This is a genomic window from bacterium (assembly GCA_030697795.1).
GTDB lineage: Bacteria > Patescibacteriota > Minisyncoccia > JACQLN01 > JACQLN01 > JACQLN01.
Map to the genome: position 1 here is coordinate 1 of JAUYOV010000005.1, position 1747 is coordinate 1747.

At 34.5% G+C, this 1747-nt stretch carries 4 protein-coding genes; all 4 read left to right on the plus strand.

What is annotated here, in order from left to right:
- The coding region (locus tag Q8Q95_02570) for a hypothetical protein (GenBank protein ID MDP3764482.1) at positions 1-226 on the plus strand (226 nt) is incomplete at its 5' end.
- A 55-nt stretch (positions 227-281) separates the two neighbouring features.
- The gene (locus tag Q8Q95_02575; GenBank protein ID MDP3764483.1) at positions 282-548 is read left to right on the plus strand and encodes a DUF4258 domain-containing protein; all 267 of its coding nucleotides are present in this window, start codon (positions 282-284) and stop codon (positions 546-548) included.
- Positions 532-774 (plus strand): DUF2283 domain-containing protein, encoded by a 243-nt coding sequence (locus Q8Q95_02580; protein ID MDP3764484.1) that lies wholly within the window; start codon positions 532-534, stop codon positions 772-774. Before Q8Q95_02575 ends, Q8Q95_02580 begins: the two co-directional genes overlap by 17 nt.
- Positions 775-786: 12 nt before the next feature.
- A complete protein-coding gene (locus Q8Q95_02585; GenBank protein MDP3764485.1) occupies positions 787-1374 on the plus strand; it encodes a hypothetical protein in 588 nt (195 codons plus the stop codon).
- The last annotated feature ends 373 nt before the right edge of the window (positions 1375-1747 follow it).

Consider the following 1747-nt stretch of genomic DNA (forward strand, 5'->3'; position numbering starts at 1 on the left):
TTTGCCTGTTCGTGTAGTTGTTAATGTGGAAAATACGGATGAAGGGCTTTGGGCTAAAATATCTACGCCAGATGGCAAACTTTCTAACTGTTATACTCAAGCTACTAATGCTACCGAACTGGTTGTAATGATAAACGATGCAATATTTACTTATTTTGAAGTACCGGAAAAGTTTAGAAAGAATCTTGGTTGGAATATGTCATTTGAACGAGAGGGAAATTTATAAACACTTGTGGTGTTAGACACGTGGTAAATTAAATAATTTTGGCCCTGGATAAAAAATGAGATATGAATTTTTGCCTCATGCTAAAAAGAGAATGGCCGAGAGGGCTATTTCTAGAAAGCTGATTGTTGACGCTTTAAATTTTCCAACAAAAATTGCATCGGATAGGCGTGGTAGACGGTTAGTTAAAAAGCTGTATACTGATAAAAAGAAGACGCGGAGATTGTTATTGGTAGCCGTGGAAATAACCGATAATATTGCTAAAATCATAACGGTTATTGATACTTCCAAGATTAATAAATATCTACATGAAAAAGAAAAATAACATCAAGGTTTCATACGATAAAGAAAGCGAAGTGCTTTCTATGGATTTTATTAGATCCAAAAGCTCCGATTCCGATATAAACGGCAACGTGGTGATTGATTACGATAAAAATGGCAGAATTGTCCGTCTCAACATTTATGGTTTTAGTTTTGACGATTTTAAAGAAAACAAAGAAATTATCCAAGATTTTGCCCGACGTGTAAAAACTTCAGTTCCCGCACGCTGATTTTATTAAACTATGAACCAAAAAGGATTTATTAAAGATCTTGTTATTATCGTGCTAGCAGTTTTACTACTGGGTGGTGGTTATTTTTATTTCTCCAAAAAACCAGCTTACGCGCCGGCGGAAAATCAAGATCAGGTTTCTGATTGGAATGTGTATATTGATGATATGGGAGGATATAGTTTTAAATATCCAAAAGATTGGGAAAGAAAATCTCAAGGAGAGGGGTGTGGTCCAGTATTTGCCCCTAAAGATAATGAGAATGTTTGGCTGACTGTCTGTGGTCCATATATAAATCCAGAAGATGGAACTCCGCAAGAACTAGCAGGCAGGACAATATCTGATGGAGAAAAAATATTATCTAAAGAAGATCTTTCTTTAGATGGGCACAGCGGAGTAACTCAAGAATCAGTCAGTGGAAACGAATATGAATATATTTCTTTTGTTGGAGGTGTAAAATCTAAGGTTACTATAGATGGGGAATCGGCCAATATAAGGGGAACTATCGGTATTTATTTTTATGATCAGGATGACAAAGATAATACAAAAGATCTAAAACCTCTATTCAAAAAAATAATTTATACTTTTAAATTTACAAAATAAATATGCCCAGTAGAACAACTTTGACTAATTGAACTTAGTTGCAACGACTGGGAGAGTGTAAAAATATATAACGATGAGCGCGGAATTATTAAAGGTTAAATATTATAAGTTCAATAACAAGGCAACTGCCAAAGTTGTCTAGCTGGGTATGTCAAAAATAAAAGAAATAATTTTAGCTTTGGCCACTCTCTAGTTATTAGTATTTTAGTAAGGTATACTTAAAAATATGAAAAAAGTCCAACAAATAGTCTCATTTGAAGCCGTTTTGCCTGTTCGTGTAGTTGTTAATGTGGAAAATACGGATGAAGGGCTTTGGGCTAAAATATCTACGCCAGATGGCAAACTTTCTAACTGTTATACTCAAGCTACTAAT

Coding starts and splice junctions, on each gene's coding strand:
- Q8Q95_02575 (MDP3764483.1), top strand. CDS start 282: ATGAGATATGAATTTTTGCCTCATGCTAAAAAGAGAATGGCCGAGAGG.
- Q8Q95_02580 (MDP3764484.1), top strand. CDS start 532: ATGAAAAAGAAAAATAACATCAAGGTTTCATACGATAAAGAAAGCGAA.
- Q8Q95_02585 (MDP3764485.1), top strand. CDS start 787: ATGAACCAAAAAGGATTTATTAAAGATCTTGTTATTATCGTGCTAGCA.